The organism is Klebsiella sp. K47 (assembly GCF_051858335.1).
Lineage (GTDB): Bacteria > Pseudomonadota > Gammaproteobacteria > Enterobacterales > Enterobacteriaceae > Klebsiella > Klebsiella pneumoniae.
This window is the reverse complement of sequence record NZ_JBPYUI010000167.1, coordinates 1-249: the sequence shown is the minus strand read 5'-3', so window position 1 is coordinate 249 and position 249 is coordinate 1. Positions and strand designations below refer to the sequence as shown.

At 70.7% G+C, this 249-nt stretch carries 1 protein-coding gene; it reads right to left on the bottom strand.

Annotation, left to right across the window (positions count from 1 at the left end; translation table 11 throughout):
• Window positions 1–249: hypothetical protein (locus tag RRF55_RS27555; protein ID WP_439419236.1), on the bottom strand; the 249-nt coding region annotated here is incomplete at both ends.

The following is a 249-nucleotide window of genomic DNA, read 5'->3' as shown; positions in this document are numbered from 1 at the left end:
CCTGCGCCTCATCCTCCCCCTGCACGAACGCAACCCGCATGCCCAGCGCCTTGCCCATGCCTTGCACGGCCAGGCGCAGGGCGGCGGGCACGGCGCGGTCGCCCGTGATGACGACCATGCCCCGGCACAGCTGGCGCATGCGCTCGCGGTTGCGCTTGAAGAACAGGGCGCGCTGCTTGCGTTCTTCGTGGCTTTCCTCGGGGTGGTCGCCGGGCAGATGGTCGGTGAGCAGCACGAAGTGCCGGCCCT